At 29.3% G+C, this 22348-nt stretch carries 24 protein-coding genes; 19 read left to right on the top strand and 5 right to left on the bottom strand.

The annotated features are described in order from the left end of the window. Positions 1–6: 6 nt before the first annotated feature. The 7 genes from acnD to ATR_RS01215 all read left to right on the top strand — a co-directional run bounded on the left by acnD (position 7) and on the right by ATR_RS01215 (position 9183). Entirely contained in the window at positions 7–2598 is a 2592-nt protein-coding gene (acnD, locus tag ATR_RS01245) for a Fe/S-dependent 2-methylisocitrate dehydratase AcnD (RefSeq protein WP_115427684.1), read from the top strand. A gap of 112 nt (positions 2599–2710) precedes the next feature. Next, complete coding sequence (gene prpF, locus ATR_RS01240) at positions 2711–3886, top strand: 2-methylaconitate cis-trans isomerase PrpF (RefSeq protein ID WP_115427683.1); 1176 nt, start codon at positions 2711–2713, stop codon at positions 3884–3886. Between the two features lie 208 nt (positions 3887–4094). Beyond that, on the top strand, positions 4095–4454 hold the full coding sequence (locus ATR_RS01235; protein ID WP_115427682.1) for an ArsC/Spx/MgsR family protein: 360 nt from the start codon (positions 4095–4097) through the stop codon (positions 4452–4454). 81 nt (positions 4455–4535) lie between these two features. Then, positions 4536–5816 carry a 3-isopropylmalate dehydratase large subunit gene (gene leuC / locus ATR_RS01230; protein WP_115427681.1) on the top strand — a complete coding sequence of 427 codons (1281 nt, stop codon included), beginning with the start codon at positions 4536–4538 and terminating at the stop codon, positions 5814–5816. 1 nt (position 5817) lies between these two features. After that, on the top strand, positions 5818–6399 hold the full coding sequence (mobA, locus tag ATR_RS01225; protein WP_115427680.1) for a molybdenum cofactor guanylyltransferase MobA: 582 nt from the start codon (positions 5818–5820) through the stop codon (positions 6397–6399). 95 nt (positions 6400–6494) lie between these two features. Then, positions 6495–7964 carry an NAD(P)/FAD-dependent oxidoreductase gene (locus ATR_RS01220; protein ID WP_115427679.1) on the top strand — a complete coding sequence of 490 codons (1470 nt, stop codon included), beginning with the start codon at positions 6495–6497 and terminating at the stop codon, positions 7962–7964. Between the two features lie 37 nt (positions 7965–8001). Next, on the top strand, positions 8002–9183 hold the full coding sequence (locus ATR_RS01215; protein WP_115427678.1) for a rhodanese-like domain-containing protein: 1182 nt from the start codon (positions 8002–8004) through the stop codon (positions 9181–9183). 75 nt (positions 9184–9258) lie between these two features. On the opposite strand, the gene rplT is transcribed toward ATR_RS01215, so the two are convergent. The 4 genes from rplT to thrS all read right to left on the bottom strand — a co-directional run bounded on the left by rplT (position 9259) and on the right by thrS (position 12384). After that, complete coding sequence (gene rplT, locus ATR_RS01210; RefSeq protein ID WP_115427677.1) at positions 9259–9615, bottom strand: 50S ribosomal protein L20; 357 nt, start codon at positions 9613–9615, stop codon at positions 9259–9261. 100 nt (positions 9616–9715) lie between these two features. Then, positions 9716–9913 (bottom strand): 50S ribosomal protein L35, encoded by a 198-nt coding sequence (gene rpmI / locus ATR_RS01205; protein WP_105916888.1) that lies wholly within the window; start codon positions 9911–9913, stop codon positions 9716–9718. Between the two features lie 138 nt (positions 9914–10051). Next, the gene (infC, locus tag ATR_RS01200; protein ID WP_115427676.1) at positions 10052–10579 is read right to left on the bottom strand and encodes a translation initiation factor IF-3; all 528 of its coding nucleotides are present in this window, start codon (positions 10577–10579) and stop codon (positions 10052–10054) included. After that, positions 10576–12384: a threonine--tRNA ligase gene (gene thrS / locus ATR_RS01195; protein WP_115427675.1), complete on the bottom strand. Its 1809-nt coding sequence runs from the start codon at positions 12382–12384 to the stop codon at positions 10576–10578. Before thrS ends, infC begins: the two co-directional genes overlap by 4 nt. A gap of 109 nt (positions 12385–12493) precedes the next feature. Here thrS and ATR_RS01190 point away from each other — a divergent pair, with 109 nt between their 5' ends. Continuing rightward, positions 12494–13000 carry a hypothetical protein gene (locus ATR_RS01190; RefSeq protein ID WP_115427674.1) on the top strand — a complete coding sequence of 169 codons (507 nt, stop codon included), beginning with the start codon at positions 12494–12496 and terminating at the stop codon, positions 12998–13000. Positions 13001–13044: 44 nt separating this feature from the next. Here the strand turns inward: ATR_RS01190 and ATR_RS01185 are convergent, their stop codons facing one another. Then, positions 13045–13365 carry a cytochrome C gene (locus ATR_RS01185; RefSeq protein ID WP_115427673.1) on the bottom strand — a complete coding sequence of 107 codons (321 nt, stop codon included), beginning with the start codon at positions 13363–13365 and terminating at the stop codon, positions 13045–13047. Positions 13366–13460: 95 nt separating this feature from the next. Here ATR_RS01185 and ATR_RS01180 point away from each other — a divergent pair, with 95 nt between their 5' ends. The 11 genes from ATR_RS01180 (at position 13461) to ATR_RS01130 (ending at position 22240) form a co-directional block, all read left to right on the top strand. Next, positions 13461–14789: an NFACT RNA binding domain-containing protein gene (locus ATR_RS01180; RefSeq protein WP_115427672.1), complete on the top strand. Its 1329-nt coding sequence runs from the start codon at positions 13461–13463 to the stop codon at positions 14787–14789. Positions 14790–14838: 49 nt separating this feature from the next. Beyond that, on the top strand, positions 14839–15615 hold the full coding sequence (locus tag ATR_RS01175) for a complement resistance protein TraT (RefSeq protein WP_115427671.1): 777 nt from the start codon (positions 14839–14841) through the stop codon (positions 15613–15615). Between the two features lie 120 nt (positions 15616–15735). Beyond that, the gene (locus ATR_RS01170; RefSeq protein ID WP_115427670.1) at positions 15736–16494 is read left to right on the top strand and encodes a phosphatidate cytidylyltransferase; all 759 of its coding nucleotides are present in this window, start codon (positions 15736–15738) and stop codon (positions 16492–16494) included. Next, positions 16491–17558 (top strand): 1-deoxy-D-xylulose-5-phosphate reductoisomerase, encoded by a 1068-nt coding sequence (dxr, locus tag ATR_RS01165; protein ID WP_115427669.1) that lies wholly within the window; start codon positions 16491–16493, stop codon positions 17556–17558. The genes ATR_RS01170 and dxr overlap by 4 nt, the downstream gene beginning before the upstream one ends. After that, positions 17548–17847 (top strand): hypothetical protein, encoded by a 300-nt coding sequence (locus ATR_RS01160; protein WP_115427668.1) that lies wholly within the window; start codon positions 17548–17550, stop codon positions 17845–17847. Before dxr ends, ATR_RS01160 begins: the two co-directional genes overlap by 11 nt. Next, complete coding sequence (locus tag ATR_RS01155) at positions 17840–18400, top strand: RBBP9/YdeN family alpha/beta hydrolase (RefSeq protein ID WP_115427667.1); 561 nt, start codon at positions 17840–17842, stop codon at positions 18398–18400. The genes ATR_RS01160 and ATR_RS01155 overlap by 8 nt, the downstream gene beginning before the upstream one ends. Before the next feature lie 13 nt (positions 18401–18413). After that, on the top strand, positions 18414–19409 hold the full coding sequence (gene tsaD, locus ATR_RS01150) for a tRNA (adenosine(37)-N6)-threonylcarbamoyltransferase complex transferase subunit TsaD (protein ID WP_115427666.1): 996 nt from the start codon (positions 18414–18416) through the stop codon (positions 19407–19409). Positions 19410–19411: 2 nt separating this feature from the next. Next, complete coding sequence (locus tag ATR_RS01145) at positions 19412–19756, top strand: translation initiation factor (protein WP_115427665.1); 345 nt, start codon at positions 19412–19414, stop codon at positions 19754–19756. A 14-nt stretch (positions 19757–19770) separates the two neighbouring features. After that, entirely contained in the window at positions 19771–21156 is a 1386-nt protein-coding gene (locus ATR_RS01140; RefSeq protein WP_115427664.1) for an NAD(P)H-hydrate dehydratase, read from the top strand. Further along, the gene (gene cutA, locus ATR_RS01135; RefSeq protein ID WP_115427663.1) at positions 21153–21464 is read left to right on the top strand and encodes a divalent-cation tolerance protein CutA; all 312 of its coding nucleotides are present in this window, start codon (positions 21153–21155) and stop codon (positions 21462–21464) included. The genes ATR_RS01140 and cutA overlap by 4 nt, the downstream gene beginning before the upstream one ends. Continuing rightward, positions 21461–22240, top strand: a complete 780-nt coding sequence (locus tag ATR_RS01130; protein WP_115427662.1) for a thiazole synthase — start codon at positions 21461–21463, stop codon at positions 22238–22240. The genes cutA and ATR_RS01130 overlap by 4 nt, the downstream gene beginning before the upstream one ends. Positions 22241–22348: the final 108 nt, after the last annotated feature.

Raw genomic sequence — 22348 nt, 5'->3', positions numbered from 1 at the left:
AATAAAATGACAAATGAAAAATATCTTAAACAGTTAAATGGTTTAGATACAAAATACTATGATGTAAAAAGTGCAGTTGAAGATATCACTCCTGGTTCTTTCGCAAAACTTAACTATACATCAAGAGTGTTAGCAGAAAACCTACTTAGAAAATGTCCAAGTGTTGATTTAAAAGAGTCTTTAATTCAACTAATTGAGAAAAGAACAGATAAAGATTTCCCTTGGTATCCATCAAGAGTTATCTGTCATGATATTCTAGGACTTACAGCTTTTGTTGATTTAGCAGGTCTTAGAGAAGCAGTTGCAAGTAAAGGTGTTGATCCACAAAAAATTAATCCAGTTGTTCCAACTCAATTAATTGTTGACCACTCACTAGCTGTTGAGTGTGGTGGATTTGACCCTGATGCATTTCAAAAAAATAGAGATATTGAAGATAGAAGAAATGCAGATAGATTTGACTTTATAAACTGGACAAAAAAAGCATTTGATAATGTTGATGTTATTCCTCCTGGAAATGGTATTATGCACCAAATTAACCTAGAAAAAATGTCTCCAGTAATTCATAATATAGATGGAATTGCAAGTCCAGATACACTTGTAGGAACAGATTCACATACTCCTCATGTTGATGCTCTTGGAGTTATTGCAGTTGGTGTTGGTGGACTTGAAGCTGAAAATGTAATGCTTGGGAATCCATCTTATATGAGAGTTCCAGAAATTATTGGAGTAGAAATTACAGGTACAAGAGCTGCTGGAATTACAGCAACTGATATTGCTTTAGCATTAACATCATTCTTAAGAGAAAATAATGTAATCTCTGCATATTTAGAGTTCTATGGAAGTGGAATTAAATATCTTGATTTAGGTGATAGAGCAACTATTTCTAATATGACACCTGAATATGGTGCAAGTGCTGCTATGTTTGCTATTGATGATAGAACTATTGATTACTTAAAAATTACAGGAAGAACTCCTGAGCAAGTAAAATTAGTTGAAACTTATGCAAAAGCAAATGGATTATGGGCAGATAGTTTAGCAGAAGCTACATATGCAAGAACTATCAAATTTGATCTATCAACTGTTACAAGAAGTTTAGCTGGTCCTTCGCAACCTCATAAATTAGTTCCTACTTCAACACTTGATGCTGAAGGGATTACTAAAAAAATAGAAATTTCAAATGATGTTATGCCAGATGGTGCAGTTTTAATTGCAGCTATTACATCATGTACAAATACTTCAAACCCAAGAAATGTTGTTGCAGCTGGATTATTAGCTAAAAAAGCGAATGAGCTTGGATTAAGTAGAAAAAGATGGGTAAAATCTTCACTAGCTCCTGGTTCAAAAGTTTCTGAAATATATTTAAAAGATTCAGGATTACTTCCAGAACTTGAAAAATTAGGATTTGGGATTGTAGGATTTGCTTGTACAACTTGTAATGGAATGAGTGGAGCTTTAGATCCAAAAATTGAAGCTGAAGCTGCTGCAAGCGGTGTTTATACAACAGCTGTATTGTCTGGAAATAGAAACTTTGATGGTAGAATTCACCCATTTATCAAAGAGGCATTTTTAGCTTCTCCTCCACTTGTAGTTGCTTATGCTCTTGCTGGAAGTATTAGAGTTAATATTGAAACAGGTGTTATAGGAATTGACAAAAATGGAAATGAAGTAAGACTTAAAGATCTTTGGCCAAGTGATGAAGAGATTGATGCAATAGTTTATAAATCTGTAAAACCAGAGATGTTTGCAAAAATATATGATCCAATGTTTGCAAAAACAGATAAGGGAGAGAAAGCTGAGCCATTTTATAAATGGGATGCTAAATCTACATATATTCAAAAACCACCATACTGGGAAGATGCTTTTATGAGTATGCCAGCTCTTAAAAATTTAAGACCACTTGGAGTATTCCCAAATGATATTACAACAGACCACTTATCGCCTTCAAATGCTATTCAAGCAAAAAGTGCATCAGGAGAGTATTGTTTAAAAATGGGATTACCACTTGAAGATTTAAACTCTTATGCAACACATAGAGGTGATCATAATACTGCACTTAGAGCAACTTTAGCAAATCCAAAACTATTTAATGAGATGGTTAAAGATGAAAATGGTAAAGTTAAACAAGGTAGCTTAACAAAAATTATGCCAGAAGGTACTGAGTCAAGAATGTGGGAAGCAATAGAGACTTATATGGATAGAAAACAACCATTAATTATCGTTGCTGGGACAAACTATGGACAAGGAAGTTCAAGAGACTGGGCAGCTAAAGGTGTAAGACTTGCTGGTGTTGAAGTTGTTATTGCTGAAAGTATTGAAAGAATTCATAGAACAAACCTTGTTGGAATGGGTGTTTTACCTTTACAATTTAAAAAAGGTGATACAAGACACACTTATAAAATTGAAGGAACTGAAACATTTGATATTTTAGGAAATATTGAACCAAGAGGTGATTTAACAGTTTGCATGACTAGAGCAAATGGTGAAAAAGTAGAGTTCAAAGTAACTTGTAGATTAGATACAAGTGCAGAAGTTGAAGTTTATAAAGCAGGTGGAATTTTACAAAAATTCGCAAAAGATGTTATTGCTTCAAATAAATAGTTAGGTTTAGGGTTTTCCCCTATTCCTACAACTTTAAAATATAATAAAATTTTCTAAAGTGATTAAAAATTATTTTAAAAAGTTTTAAAAGCTTAAATATTTAGGAGAACAAATGAGTTATAAACCACAAATAAGAGTAAAAGCAACATATATGAGAGGTGGTACTTCAAAAGGAACATTTTTTAATATAGCAGATCTTCCAAAAGAGGCACAAGAAGACAAAGTAAAAAGAGATAAACTTCTTCAAAGAATAGTAGGAAGTCCTGATATTTATAAGCAACAAATGGATGGAATGGGAGGAGCAACTTCAAGTACATCTAAAGCTATATTAGTTGGAAAAAGTACAGTTCCAAATCACGATGTTGACTACTACTTTGGACAAGTTGCAATTGACAAAGATTTTATGGATTGGAGTGGAAATTGTGGAAATTTAAGTTCAGCAGTTGGACCTTTTGCAATTCATGAAGGATTAGTTGATAATGTTCCACAAAATGGTGTTTGTTGTGTAAGAATTTGGCAAGCAAATATTAAAAAAACAATTCTTTGTTATGTAACTATGGTTGATGGACAAGTAAAAGAGATGGGAGATTATTATATAGATGGTGTTGCGTTTCCTGCCCAAGAGATTTTACTAGAGTTCGCTGAACCTGTTGATCCTAGCGAAGAGTTATTCCCAACTGGGAATTTAGTAGATGATTTAGAAGTTCCAGGAATTGGAACATTTAAGGCAACAATGATTACTGCAGGAATTCCTACAATATTTCTAAATGCTTCTGATATTGGATATAAAGGAACTGAACTTCAAGCTGATATCAATAGTGATGCAGAGGCACTTGCTAGATTTGAAAAAATTAGAAGTTATGGGGCTTTAAAAATGGGTTTAATCTCTGATTTAAGTGAAGCGGAAACTAGACAACACACTCCAAAAATTGCTTTTGTAGCTCCAAAATCTGATTTTATAACTTCTAGTGGAAAAGAGGTAAAAGCAGACGAAATTGACCTTCATGTAAGAGCTCTTTCTATGCAAAAACTACACCATGCAATGATGGGAACAGCTTCAGTTGCTATTGGAGTAGCTGCTTGTATAGAAGGTACTTTAGTAAATCAAGCTGCTGGTGGAGGTGAAAAATCTGCTGTTGAGTTTGGACACCCATCTGGAACACTAAAAGTTGGAGCAGTAATCACTCAAGAGAATGGAAAATATATTGTAGATAAAGCTACAATGAGTAGAAGTGCAAGAATTATAATGAAAGGTGAAGTTTACGCACCTGCAGAAATTATGAAATAGTTTAAATTGATGGGTTAAAACCCATTAATTTAAATTAACAATTAAATCTACACAGATTAACTTCTATCAATTTTCAACTTCACATCTTCTTATAATCACCAAATTAAACTTAAATGAGCTAAATTAGTAAATTAAAAGGCACATCACTAATAAATTTTGACTATTTTTGAACTATTTAGCTATATTAAGATTTTATTTAGGAGTTAAAATGCAAAAATTAGAGTTATGGCACAATATCTATTGCTCAAAATCAAATTGTGCAAAAGATTTTTTAGATCAAAATAGTTTCAAAATATCTATAAGAGATTATCTTTCAAATCCACCATCTATAGCTGAACTTGAAGAGTTATTAAAAAAGCTAAACATCTCCATATTTGAACTAGTACGAACAGGTGAAGAGATTTATAAAGAGTTAAATCTAGAAAATATAAAAGATGAAACTTCACTAATAAAAGCTGTTTTAGGAAATCCTATTCTAATACAAAGACCCATTTTAGTTGGAGAAAATAGAGCCTTTATAGTACGACCACCTGTTAAGATAGAAGATATTTTAAATAATTTTGTATAGATAACTAAAAACAATATCTTAAAAAAGTTTTAGCTATAATCTAAACTAAATTTTTAAAAATATGAATAACTAGGATAAAAAATGGGTCAAACAATTACAGAAAAGATATTTAGTGAGCATGTAGGAAAAAAAGTTTATGCTGGTGAGATTGTAAGAAGCAAAATTGATATGGTTATTGGAAATGATATTACGACTCCAATTTCTATAAGAGCATTTGAAGAGGGTGGCTTTGAAAAACTTGCAAATCCAGATGGTTTTGCTATTGTTTTAGATCACTTTATCCCTGCAAAAGATATTGCAAGTGCAAATCAAGCAAAAATAAGTAGAGATTTTGCTGCAAAACACAATCTTAAAAACTTTTTTGATGAAAAAGATATGGGAATTGAGCATGCACTTTTACCTGAGAAAGGATTAGTAATACCAGGTGATGTAATTATAGGTGCAGATTCACATACTTGTACACATGGTGCTTTAGGAGCATTTAGTACAGGAATGGGAAGTACAGATATATCTTTTGGAATGATTACTGGTGGAAACTGGTTTAAAGTTCCTGAATCAATAAAAGTTGTATTTAAAGGAAAGCCATCTAAATATGTAACTGGAAAAGATTTAATCTTAGAAATTATTAGAATTCTTGGAGTTGATGGAGCTTTATACAAAGCTTTAGAATTTACAGGAGATACAATTAAATATCTATCTATGGATGATAGATTCTCTTTATGTAATATGGCTATTGAAGCTGGTGCTAAAAACGGAATTGTAGCTTATGATGAAATTACAAAAGAGTTCTTAGATAAAGTTGCTAAAGATAATAATGGGTTAAGAGCTGAGCCAAAAATTCACTATAGTGATGAAGATGCAAAATATTGTCAAGTTATTGAAATTGATGTTGAAAAACTTGAACCTGTAATTGCATATCCATTTTTACCATCAAATGGACACAGTGTTTCAAAAGCAGTTGAAGATAATATAAGAGTTGATCAAGTATTTATTGGTTCTTGTACAAATGGAAGATTGAGTGACTTTAAAGTTGCAGCTGAAATCTTAAAAGATAAAAAAGTTGCAAGACATGTAAGAGTTATTTTAACTCCAGGAACACAAAAAATCCTAAGAGAAGCTACAAAATTAGGATATATAGATACTTTAGTTGATGCAGGTGCAGTTGTATCAAATCCAACATGTGGAGCCTGTTTAGGTGGATATATGGGAATTTTAGGAGATGGAGAGGTTTGTATCTCTACAACAAATAGAAACTTTGTTGGAAGAATGGGAAGTAGAAGTTCAAAAATATATTTAGCAAATAGTGCAGTTGCAGCAGCTAGTGCTATTTCTGGATATATTACAGATCCAAGAAGTTTATAAAATGAGTCAAATTCCATTTAAAATACCTTGTGTTATTTTAAGTGGTGGGAAAAGTCAAAGAATGGGAGAAGATAAGTCTCTTCTTCCTTTTTCATCTTCAAACTCCTTAATAGAGTATCAATATAATAGATTAAAACCTTATTTTTCTGATACTTTTATCTCTTCAAAAACTAATAAGTTTTTATTTCTAAATGATACTTCAAAAATTATTTTAGATGAAAATAAAGAGATTTATTCACCAATATTAGCCTTAGAAACAGTATTAAAAAGGTTTAATAAAGTTTTTATAATAACTGTTGATACACCTTTTGTAAAAATTGAAACTATAAATGAGTTAATAAAAAATAGTACAAACTATGATGTAGTTGTAGCAAGAGATAGAGATAAAATACATAATCTTTGTGGAGTTTTTTCTAAAGAATGCCTAGCTATTATAAATAATATGATTAAAAATGATATTCATAAGATAAATTATCTAATAAAAAACTCAAAATATAAAATTATAGATTTTGAAAAAGAGGATGAATTCCTAAATATAAATGAAAAAAAAGAGTATGAAAAAGCTCTTAATATTATAAAATAAACTAATAATTTTTATAAAACAATAACTTATCTCTGATAAGTATCCTTTTATTATCTTTTTGATATTATCATTCATATTTTTTTAAGGGATTAGAAATGAAACAAGATGAATTAAAAAAGGCATTTGAAGTTATTGAGAGTGAATTAAAGAATTCAGGAATTTCAAGAAGAGATGCCTTTAAAATAGCAGGTCTTGGTGGAGCTGCATTTTTAACAGGAGGGACACAAGCTAATGCAGCAACAATTGCGAAAGCTAGTGAAGCAAAAGGAAAAATATTAATAATTGGTGGAGGGTTAGCAGGTATCTCAACTGCAGCAAGATTAGCAAATACTCTTAGTGAACCAAATATCACGATAGTTGAACCAAATCCAAAATCTGTATCATATCAAGCAGGAACAACTTTAGTAGCAAGTGGAGTTTATTCTTCAAAAGATGAGTTAATATATGAAACAAAAGATTTCTTACCAAAGGGTGTAACATTAATCAAAGACAAAGCAGTAGATTTCAATCCTGAAGCAAATAAAGTTACTTTAGCTTCAGGCGAAGTTCTTGACTACGATTTTATGGTAGTTGCTGCTGGTATTACTCTTGATTTTGGAGCTATTAAAGGCTTTGAAGAGATAGGAGATGCTTATACAAATGGTGATGCTTCAAAAATCTTAAAAGTTTTTGGAAATAGCGGGATAACTTCTGTATATAACATTGATTCAGCAGAAGATATGTGGAAACAGACTCAAGCCTTTATACAAAGAGCAAAATCTGGTGAAAAGCTAAAAGCTGTTTTTACAGCACCAAGTACAGCAGTAAAATGTGGTGGAGCTCCAAAAAAAGTTATGTATTTAGTTAATTCAAGATTAAACGAAGCAAATGCTAGAGGAAATGTTGATTTAACATATTATGATAATAGCGATAAGCTTTTTAGTGTAAAAGAGTATGCAGATGCTATTGAAAAACAGTTTATTGCAAGAGATATGAAGTGGAATTTTAACCACAATTTAGTAGAAGTTGATATTACAAAAAAGATTGCTATTTTCAATAAATTTTGGGAAGAAAAAGGTGCCTATGACAAAGATTTAGAAGAGTACGAAACTGTTAAAAAGAGCCAAAAAGTTGAAGTTCCTTTTGATTTTCTTCATGTTACACCACCGCAAAAAGCTCCAGAAGAGATTGGAAAATCTGAAATTGGTTCAGACAAGGGTTGGATTCCTGTAAATAAAGAGACTATGCAACATGTAAAATATAGTAATATATTTGCATTAGGTGATATTGCAGCTATTCCAATGGGAAAAACTGGTGGAACAATAAGAAAACAGTATAAAATTTTGGTAGATAACTTAATTTCAGTTATGGAAGGGAAAGAACCTAAAGAGAAATTTGGTGGTTATACAGTTTGTCCTCTAATAACAGATATTGGAAAAGTAATGTTAGCAGAGTTTGATTGGACATCGAAACCAACACCATCATTTCCACTTGATCCAGTACAAGAAAGATGGATCTGGTGGTTAATGAAAGTTTATTTATTGAAGCCAATGACAATGCACGGAATGTTAAGCGGTAAAGCTTAAGGAAATAAGTTTAAAATTAAAAAAAGAGGTTATTAAAATGAAAAAAATATTCGCAGTTTTATCTATTTGTTTTCTGTTTCTATCTGTAAATGCACAAGAGACAGATGTTCTAAAAGAACCTACATCAGAAGTAAAAGAGCTTATAAAAAAGTATAAGTTACAAGAAGTTGACTTTGATTATGTTAAAAAAGTTATTGGAGTTGGGAATAGAGGTTCTGTTGAATCTATCTTAATAGATGCAAGACCTCAAGCAAAATATCAAAGAGGTACTATTCCATCAAGTTTAAACATAAATGATACAAATTTTGACGAGGATTATAAACAATTAAAGGGTATTGATAAAAATAAAGAGTTAATTGTTTTTTGTGGGGGATTTGCTTGTGCGAAAAGCCCTATAGTTGCTGATTTATTAATGAAAAAGGGACATAAGAATGTAAAAGTTTATAGTGCAGGTGAACCACAATGGTCAAAAAAATCTTATCTTGAAATAGATACTATTGTTGCAAAAGTATATTTTGAAAATAATAGTGCTTTATTTGTAGATGCGAGACCTTATGCAAAATTTTTACAAGAGACTATAGTAGGAAGTATATCTGTTCCTGATACAAATTTTGAAAAATTAGTAGGAAGATTCCCTATTGATAAAAATGAAAAAATAGTAACTTTTTGTGCTGGATATGAGTGTGAAAAATCTCATATTATTGCATCAAAACTTTATGCTCTAGGTTATAAAAATGTAGTTGTTTATGCAGGCGGTGTTCCTGAGTGGAAAAAAGCAGGACTATCTACTACTTTTGCTAGTAAAAAAGTAGAAGATAAAGAAAAAGAGAAGAAAGCAGAATTTAGTAAAAATGGACTAAAATTAGGAAGTGATGAAGGAACTATTGATGGAGAATGGCTAAAAGAATTAGTGCTTAAAGATAAAGTTCCATCAAATATTCAAATAGTAAATGTATTACCATCAAAAGATTTTGCAAAAGGGCATATTAAAGGTGCTATCAATATTGAAGCTGAGAAGCTAAATTCAAAAGAGTTATTTGATAAATTACCGAAAAACAAAAGTATAGTTTTTTATTGTAGTGCAGGTTCAAGATCTCTTGAAGCTTGGATGAAACTCAAAAAAGATGGTATTGATGTAAGTGAGATTTTTTACTTTGATGCAGTTATAGTATGTAAAAATCAAGAGTGTAAAATTGATGTAAATGAGCCTTTGGAATAAAAGGGCTTATTTATTATTGATATAAAAAAAGGGAAGGTTTAAAACCCTTCCCTTTTTTATTTGTATGCAAATTTATTATTTAAGTGCTGCTTTAGCAGAAACTACTAAAGATGCAAATGCAGCAGAATCATTCATAGCTAAATCAGCAAGTATTTTTCTATCTAGTTCAATACCTGTTAATCTAAGACCATTTATAAATCTTGAGTAGTTAATATCATTTAATCTACAAGCTGCATTGATTCTGATAATCCATAGCTTTCTAATATCTCTTTTTTTCTGTCTTCTATCTCTATATGAGTAAACAAGACTTCTTTCTAACTGTTCTTTAGCTTTTCTAAAGTGTTTTCTTCTTCCACCAAAGAATCCTCTAGCTAATTTTAATACTTTCTTGTGTCTTCTTCTTCTTACAACACCAGTTTTTACTCTTGGCATATTTTTCCTTTCTTTACCGTTATTTTTAATAAGGTGTCGGATTTATCCGAACTTATCCATATATAATTATGGAGGGACAAAAATTACTATCTTTTAGTAATTACGCTAAACATAAAGTTGAAAGAATTCCAGAAACATTTGTACTATGTACAGTTTGTGGTCCTCTCAAATTTCTTTTTCTTTTTTGAGTTTTTTTAGTTAAAATGTGGCTTCTAAAAGCAGAACCTCTTTTGATAGTTCCATTTTTCTTTACTTTAAATCTTTTAACAGCACCTTTAACGCTTTTCATCTTTGGCATAAAGAAATCCTTTCATAAAAATTTGCATTTTTCATAGTGAAAAAGTTTTGGATTATACTTAAAAAAACATTAATTTATGTTTAAAATTTTGAAAGGATATAAAAGAGGAATACTCTCTTTTATATATTTATTGTAGAATTAATCTTTTTTAGGAGTTACAAGAAGATTTACATATCTTCCTTCAAGTTTTGGTTCTTTATCCATAACTGCAAGATTTTCAATCATAGCCCAAACTCTTCTTAGAACCTCAACACCAGCTTCAGGATTAGCCATCTCTCTACCTTTTAGAAAAACTCTAAATTTAACATGGTTACCTTCTTCTAAAAACTCTATCGCATGTTTTACTTTATAGTTAATATCATTTTCAGCAATTTTTACAGATAATTTAATCTCTTTAACAACTACTATTTTTTGATTTTTCTTTGCTTCTTTTTTCTTTTTTTCTTGTTGATATTTAAATTTACTATAATCCATAATCTTCGCAACAGGAGGATTCGCATCTGCAGCTATCAAAACTAAATCTAATCCAGCTTCATCAGCAAGAGCCAAAGCTTGTGCTAGTGGAATAATCCCATAATTTTCTCCACTATCACTAGTACACCTAACCTCTTTTGCTCTGATATCTTCATTCATTATAACATCATCTTTTCTTCTATCTTTACTCAAATTTTACTTCCTTTTAGTATATTTTTTAAACTCTCTATAAACTCATCTTTGCTTAAATTTGATTGCTCTCTTTTTCTTCTATCTCTTAAAGCTACCATTTTATTTGCTACCTCTTCATCTCCAAGAACCACAATCATAGGTACTCTTTGTTTTTCAGCCATTCTTATTCTTTTATTTAAGCTCTCATTCATATCATAAATTTTTGAATCTATATCATTTTCAAGCAACTCTTTTGCTAACTCTTTTGCATAAGCAACATGAGGTTCTGCAATTGGTACAAAAATAACTTGTGTTGGAGCAATTGCAAATGGAAACTCTCCAGCACAGTGTTCTGTTAGAATACCTATAAATCTTTCAAATGAACCTAAAATTGCTCTATGAATCATTACTGGTTGCTCTTTTTCACCTTTATCATTTATAAACTCTGCTTTAAATCGTGAAGGTAAATTCATATCAATCTGTACAGTTCCACACTGCCATTTTCTTCCAATAGCATCAAGTATTTTTATATCAATCTTTGGACCATAAAATGCTCCACCACCCTCATCTATTCCATAAGAGATACTTTTTTCATCTAAAGCATCCATAATAGCTTTTGTAGTTTTTTCCCAGAATATATCATCTCCAATGGCTTTTTCTGGTTTTGTAGATACTTCAATTTCATATTTAAAGTCAAATAGTTTAAGAAGACTATCAACAAATTCTAAAACTTCAAAGATTACCTCTTTTACTTGATTTTGTGTACAAAAAATATGTGCATCATCTTGAGTAAACTCCCTTACTCTAAAAAGACCATGCATAGCACCACTCATTTCGTGTCTATGTACAACTCCATATTCAAAAAATTTAAGAGGTAAATCCTTATACGAAACTAAATCATTTTTATAAATTGAAATATGTCCAACACAGTTCATAGGTTTAATACCATACTCTTGCTCATCTATAGTTGTAAAATACATATTCTCTTTATAGTTCGCATAATGACCTGATATTTTCCACATCTCTGATTTTAATATTTCAGGACCACGTACTGGTTCATAACCTCTAATTCTATGTGCTTTATATAAAAGGTGTTCTAACTTACTTCTAAGTCTTGCTCCATTTGGAAGCCATAAAGGAAGCCCCGCTCCTACTTCATCACTAAAAGTAAATAGTTCAAGTTCAGTTCCTAGTTTTCTATGGTCTCTTTTTTTTGCTTCTTCAAGCATTGTTATATAATCATTTAAAGCTTTTTTATCAAAAAATGAAATACCATAAATTCTTGTAATCATCTCATTTTTTTCATCACCACCTAAATATGCTCCAGCAACACGAGTTAGTTTAAAACTTCTAATCATTCTCGTATTTGGTAAGTGTGGACCTCTACATAAATCTTCAAAATCACCCTGCTTGTATATCGTTAAAGTATCATCCTTGATATTTTTTAGAACAGCCTGCTTAAGCTCATCATTCTTGAATTTTTCAAAAAATTCCTCTTTTGTAGTTTCATGTCTAGTAATAGATAGTTTTCTATCAGCCAACTCTTTCATCTTTTTTTCAATTTTTGGTAAATCTTCATCACTTATTTTACTATCTACCTTAAAATCATAATAAAATCCCTCTTTTACAACAGGTCCTACAAAAAATTTTGCTTCAGGATAGAGTTCTTTAATAGCTTGAGCCATAAGATGAGCAGTTGAGTGTCTTAAAATCTCTAAAGCCTCGCTAGAGTCATCAGCTTTTATAATATCACCTTGGATATTTAAAGCTTCAGCAGTTTGAAGGTCATATATTTGACCATCTCTTAATAAACCAATTTGTTCCAATATTTTCCTTTTTCTAAAAGTTTTATAAAATACAATTATTTTAGCTTAAAAAAACTTAAACAATATAAATCGTATAGTTATTTTAGTAAGTTTTGGTTACAATTTACCTATGATTTTAAATATTTCTAAAATAAAAACAGAAGCATTATTACTATTTTGTAGAGATTTAATAAATACTTACAAAGATATAAAACCAAAATCAAAAGCAGATTTGGAACTTTATTATGAGTTTGAAACTATAAATAAAGAGATTTTAAAACAGCTATCAAATATTTTATATGAGCCAAAATATTATATGGAAAACCAAAAAAGCTTTAGAGTTAGAGCTATTTTAAAATGTTATAGCTTTATATCAAAAGAGCTTGAAAAAAATCTCAAACAAAATGAAGAGTTTAATCCATCTCTTCTTTATTTTTCTCTTCTTGCTCTTTGGTTTAAAGAGTTAGGCAAAGAGCAAAGTAGTAAAGAGTTTATATTTTTTACTCTCTATCCATACTCTTTAATTTATGATAGATTTTTAGTAAAAATAGATGATACAAAATATAAACTTATGAATATAAAAATGATAGATTTATCTGAAAAAATAGTTTTAAAATACGATAGACTAGTTTTATAAAGATAGTTTTAACTATCTTTATAATTTAGAAATCAAGTTAAAAACTAACAAGCAGGAACATTTCCTGAGTCACTAGCAAACTCTATAGAGAAATCCATAACATGGTCTAAAAGTGTTTCTTTTATATCTCCAGATTTTACATTTGGACAAATTTTCATGATTTCAGCTTCTGCTTTACCATCTGCTTTTATCTGTCTCCACTCAGCTTGAGTATGTTTTAAAGCAAATTTTGCTCCATCCATTCCACAAGGCTCTTTTAGAAATTTAATAAATGCCTTCTGCCCTTTTGTAACATCTGCAAATGATGTAGTTGAAGCAATAGCCAAAGCCAAAGTTGAAGCTGCCAATATTTTTAATAGTTTCATACTATTCTCCTAAATTAAATTTGGATACAATTATAACTATTAGATATAAAAAGTGTCTGAAATTTATAAAAAAACATTAAATAAAAAGAGTAAAAATGCAATACAATATTTTAACAAAAATTGTTGAATACCTAAACCAAAATTCCCAAAATATAAAGTTTATTAAGAGAATTGATAACAATATAATTATAATTGAATTTAATAATAAGAATATCATATATTTTGATTTAAATAAATCAAATTCAAAAATATTTAAATCAAAAGAACAGATAACTTTAAAAAAAGATTTTAATGCTCCTTTTGATGTAGTACTTCAAAAAAAATTTACAAATACAAAAGTAAAAAGTATTGAAATTTATAACAATGATAAAATTATAAATATAAAAGTAAGTTCTAGTTCATCCTATAAAAAAGAGGATTTGATTTTACAACTTGAATTTACTGGTAAATATACAAATATCATTATTTTAGATGAAAATAGAACTATTTTGGAAGCTTTAAGACATATTGATGAACAGTCATCTTTTAGAGTCGTAAAAGTTGGGCTAAAACTAGAAGAGATACCAAAAAAAGAGTTTATACCGAAAAAGTATGAGATAGAAAATATAGAAGATTATCTGTATGAAGTCTATGAAAACCAAATAAAAGAAAATTTAGAAAACATTAAAAAACAGAAAATTTTAACTATTGATAAAAATATAAAAAAACTAGAAAACATATTAAACTCTTTACCAAAAAAGTTGGATTTAGAAAAAGAGAGTATTGATACTTATAGCAAAGCAAATTTGATTTTAGCAAATTTACATACTATAAAAGCTTATCAAAAAGAGCTAAAAGTTGAGGATTACAGTGGAAATTTAGTAATTATTAATCTAGAAAATATGAAAAATCCAACTACTTTTACAAATGATTTATTTAAAAGAGCAAAGAAATTTAAACAAAAAGCCTTAAATATAACTATTGAAGAGGAAAACTTAAGAGATAAATTAGACTTTTTGAAGAGATTAAAAATAAATCTCCAAAATGCAAATTCAATTGATGAGTGTGAGTTTTTGCTACCAAAAAAAGAGAAAAACCAAGTAAAAACAAAAAAAGCACAAAATTATGAGAGCTTCTTTTTTGATAACTTTAAAATTATGCTAGGAACAAATGAGAGAGAAAATATCTATTTACTTGAAAACTCAAAAGCTAGTGATTTTTGGTTTCATCTAAAAGATAGACCTTCTTGTCATGTAATAGTTCAAAATAGCAAAAAAGAGTTACCACAAAATATTATAGAAAAAGCTGCATCTTTGTGTGCAAAATTTAGTATAAATGGTGGAGGAATCTTTGAAGTTGATTATACTCAAAGAAGAAATGTCAAAATTCAACATGGTGCAAATGTATTATATAACCCTTATAATACAGTAAGCATTAAAATTTAATTTGATAAAATAAAATACTATTTAAATTATAAAATTAAAGGATATTTAAATGAATAAATTTAAAAATATAGGATTAAGCATTGTTTCTGCAACTATATTATTTACAGGTTGTGCTACAACAGAGTTACAAACTAATGTAAGAATGTCTCAATCTGTTTTTATAGATCCTGTGAAAAAAGAGTTAAGAACAGTTTTTGTATCTAGCAAAAATACTAGTGGTCAGCCAATTAACCTAGAAAATAGTTTAGTAAGTGACCTTCAAGCAAAGGGATATAGAGTTGTTGATGACCCAGATGAGGCAACTTATATTTTAATGGTAAATGTACTTTATTGTGATAAAAAACAAGAGAATAATGCAATAGGTGCTGGTTTAGCAACTGGAGCTATTGGGGCTGGGGTATCTGGATACAATAACGGTGGTGCTGGACAAGCTATTGGAGTTGGTTTAGGAGCTGCTGTAATTGGTGGGCTTATTGGTAAAGCAACAGAAGATACAATTTATCAAATGCAAGTAGATGTTTTAATTAAAGAGAAAGCAAAAAATTTAGTTCTTACACAAAATTCAACAGTAAGTGGACAAGCAAGTGTAAAAGATGGTCAAAAATCAGGATTTATAAATAGCTTTGGAGGAAGTGTTAGGGATACAAATGCAACAGGTCATATAAACTCAAATATGGCAAATGACAAAACTCAGTACTACGAAGAAGAGAGAAAAGAGTATAAAACAGTGATGTTAGCAGAAGCTACAAAGATGGATTTAACATTAGAAGAGGCAACTCCAATTTTAGAAAAACAAATTTCTAACCAAATATCAGGGCTATTTTAAAATTAAGCGATGCACTAAAACTATTTTAGTGCATCTAAAGATAAAAACTATAAATTATTATTAAATCGATTTAAAAGCAAAATTTTAGTAAAATATTGTATTTTAGTTTAAGGTAATTTTATGTTTAAAATTTTAGGAAATTCATCGACAAGGGTAAAAACAGCTCTTGTACTATTTATACTCTTTTTAATCATTGCCTATATAGATTCATACTTTCTATTTTGGTTGGTATTTGGTGTAATTTTAATGATTGCTGTTAGTGAAGCAAAAACTCTATATAAACTTGAAGATAAAAGTATATATATCTATATCCTACTACTTTGGATAGCAGTATATTTCTATCCAATGCCTGTTGATTTAATCTTTATAGTTGCTATGGGATATGCTTCACAGCTTGCATATAAAAGAAAGCTTGATAAAAAGATGATTTTACCACTTCTTTATCCTACTGCTTCTTTTGTATTTTTAATGGCACTATATAGCGAATTTGGGGTAATGGTTCTATTTTGGCTATTAATGATAGTTGCAGCTACTGATACAGGAGCTTATTTTGTTGGAAAAACATTTGGTAGAACTCCATTTTGTGAAACAAGTCCAAATAAAACTTTAGAGGGTGTTATTGGAGGTATGATTTTTGCAGTTATTATTGGTATTTTCACATCTATAAATGATGTTGGTATTTTAGGAGCTATCATAGTATCAGCAATAGTTTCATTATCTTCAGTATTTGGTGATTTATATGAAAGTTACTTAAAAAGAGAAGCTGGTGTTAAAGATAGTGGAAATATTCTTCCAGGACATGGTGGTATTCTAGATAGAGTAGATGGCTACTTATTTGGTGCAATTGTAATGTTAGTTCTACTTAGAGTGATTATTTGATAATTTTAGGAAGTACAGGCTCTATTGGGGTAAATACTCTAATTGTTGCAAAAAAGTATGGATTAGATATTGAGGTTTTAGTTGCTGGGAAAAATATAGAGCTTCTAAATTCTCAAATAAAAGAGTTTAAGCCAAAAAAAGTAGTTATATCTTCAAAAGAGGATTTACATAAAGTGAATCATACAAATGTAAGATATGGAGAAGATGCAATTTTGGAAGCTATTGAAAATTCTAGCTCAAATATTGTAGTAAATGCACTTGTTGGATTTTTGGGGCTAAAACCAACTTTAAAAGCAATAGAGTGCAAAAAAAAACTCTGCCTTGCAAATAAGGAGTCCCTTGTTGTTGCAGGTAAGTTTATAGACAAAACAAATTTAAGAGCAATAGATAGCGAACACTTTGGGCTTTGGTATCTGCTAAACGATAAAAAAATATCAAGTATGACAATAACTGCTAGTGGAGGAAGTTTTAGAGATTATCCTTTGGAAACTTTGAAAAATGTGAGTATAAAAGAGGCACTAAATCATCCAAACTGGGAAATGGGAGATAAAATTACAATTGATAGTGCAACTATGACAAATAAAATATTTGAACTAATAGAAGCGGCTTGGCTTTTTGATACTAAAAATATAGATGCAATTATTGAGCCAAAATCAATCATTCATGCTCTAATAAATTTTAAAGATGGGAGTTCAACAGCACATATTGCTGGAGTTTCTATGCAACTTCCAATAGCTTATGCTATTATGGATAAAATCGAAGATGAGATTTTAAAACAAGTTGATTTATTAGGAATTGGCTCTTTGGAATTTAAAACAATAGATGAGAATAGATACCCTATTTGGAGCAAAAAAAGTGAAGTTTTAGAAAACCTTGACTTGGGACTTATTTTAAATGCTTCAAATGAAGTTGCAGTTTCAAAGTTTTTAAGTGGAAAAATTGGCTTTTTAGATATTTCAAAGATAAATTTAGACGCAATAGATAGATTTTCTAATCTAAAAGCACAAAATATAGATGATGTTTTTTTAATAAATAAAGAAATTAGAGGCTATTATGGCTATTGATTTATTAATACCTTTTGCTATTTTACTAATTTTAGTTATTTATCTAATTTATAGTAGAAATAAGTTTGAAAAAAATATTATAAATCTATATGAAAACAAATTTGAAGAGTGGAAAAAGTACTCAAAAAATAGTGAAGATACAATAAATAATATAGATAAAAAAGAGATAATTGCCTTAGTCTTTAAAGAAAATTATAAGTTTTCAATAGAATATTTTGATAAAACTTTAGAAAACAGTTTAAAAAGAGCAAAATTTGAAATAAAGCAAATAGGAGGAAAATATGAGTAAAAGAGTTTTAATTCTTCATGGACTTAGTGGAAGTTCATATCCACATTGGCAAAACCACTTAGCACAAGATTTAATAAAAGAGAATTATATAGTATCTTTTCCATGTTTACCAAACAAAAATAATCCAGATTTAAATGAGTGGTTAGATTTTGTAAGAAAAGAGCTAGAACACTTTAAACCACATATTGTAGTTTGTCATTCTCTAGCAAATATTTTATGGTTTCATCTTTGCCAAAACTTTGATATAAGTTTAGAAAAATTAATGTTAGTTGCTCCTATAAGAGATGAAAAACTTAAAGAAGCCCCTAGTTTTTTCCCATATCCAATTCCAAAAGATTTAAAATCTGAAGATATAATAATGGCAGCTTCAACAAATGACCCATATTTAAGTATAGAAGAGGCTATAGCTTTACAAAGCAAACTAAATATTGGTATGAAAATTATGGAAAATGCTGGTCATATAAATACAAGTGCAGGATTTGGAAAGCTTGATTGTGCTTTGGACTGGATAAAAGCAGGAAATGAGGCTTACACCTCATCAAACCAAGTATAAAGGATAAACCCTAATGATTTTAGCTATTGAATCATCTTGTGATGATAGCTCTATCTCTATTACAAAAATAGAAACTTTAGAGTTAGTTTTTCATAAAAAAATATCCCAAGAGCTAGAACACAGCATTTATGGTGGGGTTGTGCCTGAACTTGCTGCTAGATTACATATTGAAGCTTTACCAAAAATACTTGAAGAGTGCAAAAAATATTTAAAAGATTTAAAAGCAGTTGCAGTTACAAATGCTCCTGGTTTAAGTGTAACTTTAACTGAAGGTGTAGCTATGGCAAAAGCTATTAGTATCGCGTTAAATCTGCCACTAATTGCAGTAAATCACCTAAAAGGACATGTTCACTCACTTTTTATTGAAAAAGAGAGTTTATTTCCTATTACTGTTCTATTGGTTTCTGGAGGACATACTCAAATAGTTGAAGCTAAAAGTTTAAATGATATGCAAATATTAGCTAGAACTTTAGATGATAGCTTTGGAGAGAGTTTTGATAAGGTTTCAAAAATGCTAAATTTGGGCTATCCTGGTGGTCCAATTATTGAAAAATATGCAGAACATGGAGATAAGAATAGATTTATTTTTCCTATTCCACTTTCACAAAGCCCTAAAATTGAGTTTAGTTACTCAGGGCTTAAAAATGCAGTAAGATTAAAGATAGATGAGCTTGAACGCACCACTTTAAATGAGCAAGATATTTATGATGTATGTGCTTGTTTTCAAAAAACAGCAGTAGAACATATCTTGCAAAAGTTAAGAAAACTATTCAAACAAAATACTATAAAGGATTTTGCAATAGTTGGAGGTGCAAGTGCAAATCTATTTTTACGAAAAGAGCTTGAAGATCTTTGTAAAAAATATGGTACAACCTTGCATCTATCAGAATTAAAGTATTGTTCAGATAATGCAGCTATGATTGGAAGAGTAGCAATTGAACAGTATAAAAATGGTGAGTTTACCACTTTAGAAGATTTAGATATAAAGACGAGATTAAAGGATTATTAAAAATGGGAATTGCTGAAAAATTAGCTTTGGGCTTAGGAGCTAAATTAGATGGAAATGTTTTTGATACACAAAAAGAGGATAAAAATAAAAAAGAAGAGAAACAGATTATTTTAGCAAAAGATAAACATAGATTAGTTTTTTCATTTGAAAAAAGAAACGGAAAACCTGTTACTGTTATAGGTAAATTTCAAGTAGAAGATGAAAAAAGAAAAGAGATTTTAAAATTACTCAAAACCAAACTTGCATGTGGTGGTTCTATAAAAGATGAGAGTATAGAAATACAAGGTGATTTAAAAGATAAAATTAGAATAATTCTAGTAGATAATGGATGGAAATTTAAAAACTAAAAGAGAGGTTTATTATGAAAAAAGTCTTTGATGAAGTTGCTAGTTTAGAAAAAAGAGTAGTTAAAGATTTTTTTCTATCAGAAGAGATTTTGATGGAACATGCCTCAAATTCAATTTTTAACTATATATTAAAAAAATTCAGAAAAAATAAAACTATTCTAATTGTTTGTGGATGTGGGAATAATGGAGCTGATGGTTTAGCACTTGCAAGACTTTTACACAAAAATTTTAATGTAAAGATATATATAGTAAAAGAGCCAAAAAGTGCAATGGCAAAACTCCAATACAAAAGGGCAAAGAGTTTAAATATAGAGTTTGTTCACAATTTATTTGAAGCAGATATTATAGTTGATTGTATTTTTGGAACTGGATTAAATAAAAAATTAGATGAAAATATTATTAATTTAATAGCTAGTCTAAATAGTTTTAACTCTTTTAAAATAGCTTGTGATATTCCAAGTGGAATAGATATTTATGGACAAATTATAAATATTGCATATAAAAGCGATATCACATTTACAATGGGAGCTTACAAAACATCACTATTTAGTGATACTGCAAAAGATTATGTAGGAGATATAAAACTTGTAAATTTAGGAGTTCATAAAGATATTTTCCAAATAGATGCAGATATATTCTTATTAGAAAAGAAAGATATGGTTTTACCATTTAGAAATAATAAAAATAGCCATAAGGGTACTTTTGGACATCTAAATATCATAGCTGGTGAAAAAATAGGAGCATCTATAATATCTTCAAAAGCAGCATTTTCATTTGGTGCTGGGCTTGTTACAATTGTATGTTCAAAAGAGCAAAATATTACAGAGTATATTATGCAAAGTAGAAATATTGCTCAAAACTGTACAGCAATTGCTATTGGTATGGGGCTTGGAGAAATATATGATAAAAATTTAGAAGAGATTTTAGAACTTAATTTTCCAAAGGTTTTTGATGCTGATATCTTTTACAAACCACTAATAGTGAACTATTTAGATGAAAATATTGTATTAACTCCTCACCCAAAAGAGTTTATCTCATTATTAAAATTAACAAATATTGCAGATATCTCTATTGAAGAGTTACAAAATAATAGATTTTTATACGTTAAAAAATTTTGTAAAAAATATCCAAAAACAACTTTGCTTTTAAAAGGTGCAAATGTTTTAATTGCAAAAGATAACAAGATATATATAAATAGTTATGGAACACAAGTCTTGAGTAAAGGTGGAAGTGGAGATGTTTTAAGTGGTTTAATTGCTTCACTTTTAGCCCAAGGTTATGAACCTCTAAATGCAACTATTTCTGCAAGTTTAGCCCACACCCTTGCATCAAAAAAGTATAAGAAAAACAACTACTCATTAAACCCAAATGATTTAATCAAAAAGGTAAAAAAATTATGAAACCAATAATTATTCAAACAACTTTTAAAAATGAAGAAGAGGCAAAAAAATTATCAAATATTTTAATAGTTGAAAAATTAGCAGCTTGTGTTCAACTAAAAGAGATAAAATCTATATACTCATGGAAAAATAAAATTTGTTGTGATAATGAAACACTTGTTAATATAAAAACAAAAAAAAAGCTTTTTGCTAAAGTAAAAAGTAGAATTTTAGAACTTCATAGTTATGATGTGCCAGAAATTATCGCAATAGATATTTCAAATATTAGCAAAGATTATTTAAAATTTATAAAGGAAAATACAATATGAGTGATATATTAAAAATAGGAAAATATGAGTTTAATAGTAGACTAATTGTTGGGAGCGGAAAATATAAAGATTTCCAAACTACAAAAGAGGCAACACTTGCGAGTGGAAGTGAATTAATAACAGTTGCAATTAGAAGAGTAAATATTACAAATCCAAATGAAGAAAATTTATTAGATTATTTCAAAGACACTAATATAAAGTTTTTGCCAAATAGTGCTGGATGTAAAAATGCACAAGAGGCTGTAACAACTTTTAGATTAATGAGAGAGGCTACTGGAATTGATTTAGTTAAACTTGAAATCATAGGAGATTTTACTAAAACTTTATATCCTGATGTAATTGAGACAATAAAAGCTTGTGAAATACTAAAAAAAGATGGATTTACTGTAATGGCATATACAAGTGATGATTTAATTGTTGCAAAAAGACTTGAAGATATGGGAGCTGATGCTATTATGCCATTAGCTGCTCCAATTGGAAGTGGTTTAGGTGTTCAAAATAAATATAATATTGCATTCATAAAAGATAGCGTAAAAGTTCCAGTAATTGTAGATGCAGGAGTTGGTTGTGCTAGTGATGCTAGTATTTGTATGGAATTAGGAGCTGATGGAGTTTTAACAAATACTGCAATAGCTTGTGCAAAAGACCCCATTTCAATGGCAATAGCTATGAAACATGCAGTTATAGCTGGAAGGTTGGGTTATAAAGCTGGAAGAATAGAGAAAAAACCATATGCAAGTGCTAGTTCACCTCTTGATGGACTAATCCAATTTTAAATAATTTAAAGGAATTTGAACTTTTTTCAAATTTCTTTAAAAAAGCCTTGACAAAAGAGAAAATATATAATATAATTCCGTCCACTTTTTGAGTTAAAAGGTGTTTAT

The organism is Aliarcobacter trophiarum LMG 25534 (genome assembly GCF_003355515.1).
GTDB lineage: Bacteria > Campylobacterota > Campylobacteria > Campylobacterales > Arcobacteraceae > Aliarcobacter > Aliarcobacter trophiarum.
Note: the sequence above shows the minus strand (reverse complement) of the source record. Positions and strands in the feature narration are given on the sequence as shown.